Source organism: Streptomyces sp. NPDC054932 (assembly GCF_053610205.1).
The window spans coordinates 1-4655 of sequence record NZ_JBSGXU010000337.1 but is presented as its reverse complement, the minus strand read 5'-3'; the positions used below and the strand labels follow the sequence as shown (position 1 = coordinate 4655).

Sequence of the window (4655 nt, the reverse complement as noted above, 5' to 3'; positions counted from 1 at the left end):
GAACCCGGCGGGGGCATGGACGGCCACGGCACCGGCCATGGCCCCTGCGGCCGCGGCACCGGCGGCCGGGGTCGCCAGGCCCAGCACGAGCAGCGCTCCGCCCGCGGTCTCCCCGAGCCCTGCGGCGAGGGCGCTGTGCCGACCGGGCGTGAAGCCCATGTGCTCCATGGCGGCTGCGGTCCCGTCGAGTCCGCCGCCACCGAACCACCCGAACAGCTTCTGTGTGCCGTGGGCCATGAGCACCGCTCCGGTTCCGGCCCGGAGGGCCAGCAGAGCGAGGTCACGCCGGTTGATGCAGCTCATCGAAGTCTCCCTGGAGGCGGCCTGGTATCGGTTCGGCTCACCATCCGTATCCCGTCGGCACTGCGACGGCCTCGCGCCCGCCCGCAAGTCCGCCGTACGGGCATCCGTTTGGCGGCGCAGCGGGTACGGGCCTGTCGGCGGCATCCGGCCGCACGGCGGGCGCCTGACACCTCATTCGGATGGGGATCGTTCCGCCTGCCGGGGATCGGCGCTGGTCGCATAGGGTGAAAAGGCCGCGTGGCTCGTTTCCCGGGACGGGGTGGGAAGCGTTGATGGGGATGTGAGTAGCTCAAGCACCGCCCCGATACTGCCCGCCACTCTCGCGCCCCTGGCCCCTCCCACCGTGCACGACTCGGGCGCTGACACTGCGCCCGTCGGCATAGTCGTCCGCTCCTGCACCACCCTCGGCGCCACTCTGATCGTCCGCCTCGGCGGGGAGATCGACCGCTTCACCGCCGCCCCGCTGCGAACGCTCCTGGCCTCGGCGGCCGACAACGGCTACACCGGTCTCGTGCTGGACACCTCCCTCGTCACCTTCGCCGACTCCGGTTTCCTGTCCATCCTCGAGTGGTGGCCGCGGCACGGCCGCAGCCTCAGGCTCGCGAACCGCTCCCGAGCCGTGAAACGCCTCCTGCGCGCGGCTGCCGCTGTGACACGGCAGCCGGCCCGGACCGTCTCGCTGACGGCGGTGGCAACGTCATGACCTTCATACTGCTGACCTGCACTCCGATGGTCGCGGCGGTCCTTCTGCTGCTCCGGCAGCGCCCTGAGCCGCGGACCTGCCGCCCTGCCCCACCTCCTCCGACCACACCCCAAGTTCCGTCATTCGTCGCCCACTTGCGCCGCCGCTCCTCGGCGCGATGACGTAATCCCGGGCAGGGGGTGGAGCCCGCGACAGCTGCGGGCTCCACCCCCTGCCCCTGCTTCGTCATCCAGTTCCGCCCCGTCAGCCGAAGCTTCGCCTGCGGTCCCCGGTCTGCTGCGGTGGGATGCTGCGCAGCCGGCGGGAAGGACGTCGGCTCCGGCCGGTCCTGCGTGCATCCCCATCGGATTCCGTGGGTGCCACCGCCGGGGCAAGCGCGATCGCAGCGATGACCGCCGTCACCACGATGAGGATGATTCCGATACTCACGGACATGGTTCCCGCCTTTCGCCTTGGCCCTTAACACCTTGTAGCTACTCAGCGTTTCCAATATGGAGCTCGATAAACACGTTGAGTGATGTTTGGCCTGATTCGCCACCCTCCGACGCCATCACCCTCACCCCACAGGCCACGCCCGCACGTTGACCCGGAGCGCGTCCTCCGGCCACCATCCACCAACGCCACGGTCACGGCGCAGCAGGCCGTACCCAACACGGTCCGAACACGGTCCGAACACGCGTCAGGATCACCGTGTTCGGTGCCACGGCCCCGGAGGAGAACGTCGACTTCGCAGGTCACTCGGGATGTGCCACTGCGTCCTTCTGCAGTTGCACTGCCGCCAGCAGGCTCAGCGTCGGCTCCACCTGACGCAGGGCCTTCACCGCGGCCACGGAGTCGATGTCGCCCGCGAAACCGGCGGCGGCCAGCCGGGAGCGGACCCAGCGGGCACGCAGCTGGGTCTCGGTGGCGGCGGCAGCGGCCTCGGCGAGTGCGACGGCGCGTTCCAGGCCCTGCCGCTCGTCGGGCGCTGCGCCGGCCAGCGCCTCGCGCAGTGCCGCCGCGATCGTGTCCGCGTCCCGGATGAGCAGTACGAAGTTGTGCTTGGTGTTCTGTCCCAGGAAACCCGTCATGTCGATCATCCTGGCGGGCTCTTTCCGCGCACAGCAAGGGACTTGAGGAGTCACAGAGGTTCGCCCGGGTCCCGGACGGCAGGGTGGGCGCCGGACTTCCGACCCCCACCGAGGACCTGCCGCCCGGCACCGGGCCCAACGACCCGACCCGGGGCGCGCCGGGGTCGTCAGCCCTGGCAGAGCCCGCGGGTGTAGTCGTACGTCGCGGTGGCCTGCGAGTACCGCCACTGCGGGTCCAGCAGGTCGCTCTTCAGCTGGCCGGCCGCGGCCGGGCTCTCGACGACGTACCCGAAGTCCTGCAGCCAGGACGGGTACAGGTTCTTGGAGCCGATGTAGAAGGCCGATCCGTCGACCGAGACGAGCTTGTGGTGCTGGGCGTACGGCTTGCCGTCCGCCCAGGTCGGCTGGTCGGAAGCGCGGAACGTGGCCAGCTGGAGGTTCTCGCACAGGGCCGTCCGCGCCCGCCCGCCGTCACCGGTCAGGGCAGTCAGCCGGCCGCGCAGCGCGTCGCCGACTTCGGACAGCGACTTGATCTGCGAGTAGCCGCCGCTGCCGATCGTGCCGCGGTTCGCCGGGTCGCTCACGACGATGCGGACCTTCACGCCGGAGGCGAGCTTCGCGGCCAGGGCGTCGTAGAGGCGTACGTCGTAGCGGGGCAGCGGCGGGCAGGTGGCGTGGACGTCCTGCTGGGAGATCTCGATGTGCGAGGTCGCGCTGGAGACCAGGGCGCGCAGGGCGCTCTCCTCCGGGTTCACGGTGTCGTAGTCCCGGTCGGCGTTGGTCCTGTCGTACACCCCGACCCCGCACTTGGTGTCGCCTGCCGTGGGCAGGACCGGTCGGAAGGAGGAGGTGGGGTCGCTCTGGCGGATGCCCACGCCGAGGCCGCCGACGGCGAGCGCGGGCACGTTCCCCCCGCCCTCCGGGGAGGCGGGCCGGGGCAGGGAGGGCATGCAGTCCGCGCCGGGCGAGGCCGCGAACCAGACCGAGCTCCAGTTGCTCTTGTTGCGGCAGGTCCAGTCCCACAGGGTGTCCAGGTAGCGGCCCGCGGAGCCTGCGGCGGGCCCGGACAGCGCGAGGTCGACGTCGCTCACCGGGTGGGTGGTCTCGAGGTAGTCGTCCTTCCAGCTGTTGATGCCGCCGGTGATCACCGAACTGCCGTCCACCACGACCAGCTTGGAGTGGTTCCAGGAGAACGCGGTCTTCGAGGTGGTCATCGAGGCCACGTTGAGGGTGATGTTGCCCGCGGCGGCCGGGCCCAGCTTCGCGATCAGTTCGTCCCGGTAGGACGACGGGATCACCGTGGAGTGGTAGATGGGTGCGGCGCCCACCATGATGCGCACCTTCAGCCGGTTGCCCTTCTGGGCGGATTCCCTGAGGCCCGCGACGATCGCCTCCTGGTAGCCGCCGTTGGGGAAGGGTGCCAGCGTCGATATGTCCACCGTTTGCCGGGCGCCGGCGATGTCCTGGCGCATCTTCTCCAGGAGACGGCGCGACCCGGGCCGGTCGGTGCAGGCTGCGTCGCCCCAGCAACCGGGGGTCTGGAGCAACCAGTCGGCGCCGCCGGGCGTGGAGGAGCCGAACCGGTTGCCGGAGGTGCGTTCCCAGACCGAGCCCTCCAGGCCCGGCGAGACCTGACGCAGGGTCTGCTCGACCGAGTCGAGGTGCGGAGTGGGCGCGTCCGCGGCGAACGCGGGGGCGGTGGCGCCGAGGAGGGAGAAGCCGAGTGCGAGGGCCGAGGTGGAGACGAGGGCCGTCGTACGGACGGTGCGTGCCAATGTGGTTCCTTGATTGGGGGGGGTGGCTCCGGCCGGGAGCGTGGTCGGCCACGGCTCCGACCTTGATCAACACCCGCAAGTTACCAGCACGTAGGCCCCTGTTCACCCACGCCGGACGAGTTCCGGCCACGCCGGGCGGACCGTCCGTCGGCGGCCGGCGGAGCCGGTGCGAGCCGGTCGGCGCGAGCTCACCGGAGTTGCCACAGACCCTCGTCCACCCGGAGCTCGGGCAGCCCCGGCACGGGCGCCGTGGCCGCGTGGAGCACGTACCGGCCGTCTTCCTCGTCCATCGCTGCGCGCAGGCGTGTGCCGTCCGCCAGGATCACCGTCCACAGTCCCGGTGGTTCGGTGTCGCCGTACAGCACGTACGTATCGAAGTGGGCGGCGAAGCGTTCGGCGAACTCCCGGCGACCGACCCGGTCGGCCAGCCGGCCCTCGATGCCGACGTCCACGCCCATCGTGAAGTGGCCGAGGACCTGCCGGTACGTGCAGAACGCGGAGTACACCACGTCCTGCGGGACGTCGCGCAAATCCTCGGCGACCCGGTCCTCGTGGCCCACGAACAACCGGCGCTCGGCGATCCCGAAGCAGTCCAGCAGGAACGTCCGCAACTCGCTCTCCGCAACCGGACGGCACGACAGACAGTCGTAACCCGTGGCCCCTGTCTCCGTCACGACGCTCCCCACCCACGCACTGGTACGAATGCCGCAAGCCCTCGATCCGGGCGACGGGCGGTCAGCAGAGGTCCGGTCGGCCCGTCCCCGGCGGTGTTGCTCACGCAGGAAAGTCTCGCCGGTTCCGGGC

Annotated in this window: 5 protein-coding genes; 1 reads left to right on the top strand and 4 read right to left on the bottom strand. The window is 70.8% G+C overall.

The genetic code is table 11. From position 1 onward, the window contains the following. Positions 1 to 303, bottom strand: a 303-nt coding sequence (locus ACWGE1_RS40280) for a DoxX family protein (RefSeq protein ID WP_453425440.1), incomplete at its 3' end; no start/stop codon positions are given. A gap of 280 nt (positions 304 to 583) precedes the next feature. Here ACWGE1_RS40280 and ACWGE1_RS40275 point away from each other — a divergent pair. After that, positions 584 to 1006: an STAS domain-containing protein gene (locus tag ACWGE1_RS40275; protein ID WP_453425439.1), complete on the top strand. Its 423-nt coding sequence runs from the start codon at positions 584 to 586 to the stop codon at positions 1004 to 1006. Between the two features lie 734 nt (positions 1007 to 1740). Here the strand turns inward: ACWGE1_RS40275 and ACWGE1_RS40270 are convergent. The 3 genes from ACWGE1_RS40270 to ACWGE1_RS40260 form a co-directional block, all read right to left on the bottom strand. Beyond that, a complete protein-coding gene (locus ACWGE1_RS40270; RefSeq protein WP_453425441.1) occupies positions 1741 to 2076 on the bottom strand; it encodes a hypothetical protein in 336 nt (111 codons plus the stop codon). A gap of 167 nt (positions 2077 to 2243) precedes the next feature. Then, on the bottom strand, positions 2244 to 3851 hold the full coding sequence (locus ACWGE1_RS40265) for a phospholipase D-like domain-containing protein (RefSeq protein ID WP_453425438.1): 1608 nt from the start codon (positions 3849 to 3851) through the stop codon (positions 2244 to 2246). A 188-nt stretch (positions 3852 to 4039) separates the two neighbouring features. Beyond that, positions 4040 to 4525: a hypothetical protein gene (locus tag ACWGE1_RS40260; RefSeq protein WP_453425437.1), complete on the bottom strand. Its 486-nt coding sequence runs from the start codon at positions 4523 to 4525 to the stop codon at positions 4040 to 4042. Between the last annotated feature and the right edge of the window lie 130 nt (positions 4526 to 4655).

What these genes read in the sequence shown, in the direction of transcription:
- ACWGE1_RS40270 (WP_453425441.1), bottom strand. Translation starts at nt 2,076, where the DNA reads ATGACGGGTTTCCTGGGACAGAACACCAAGCACAACTTCGTACTGCTC.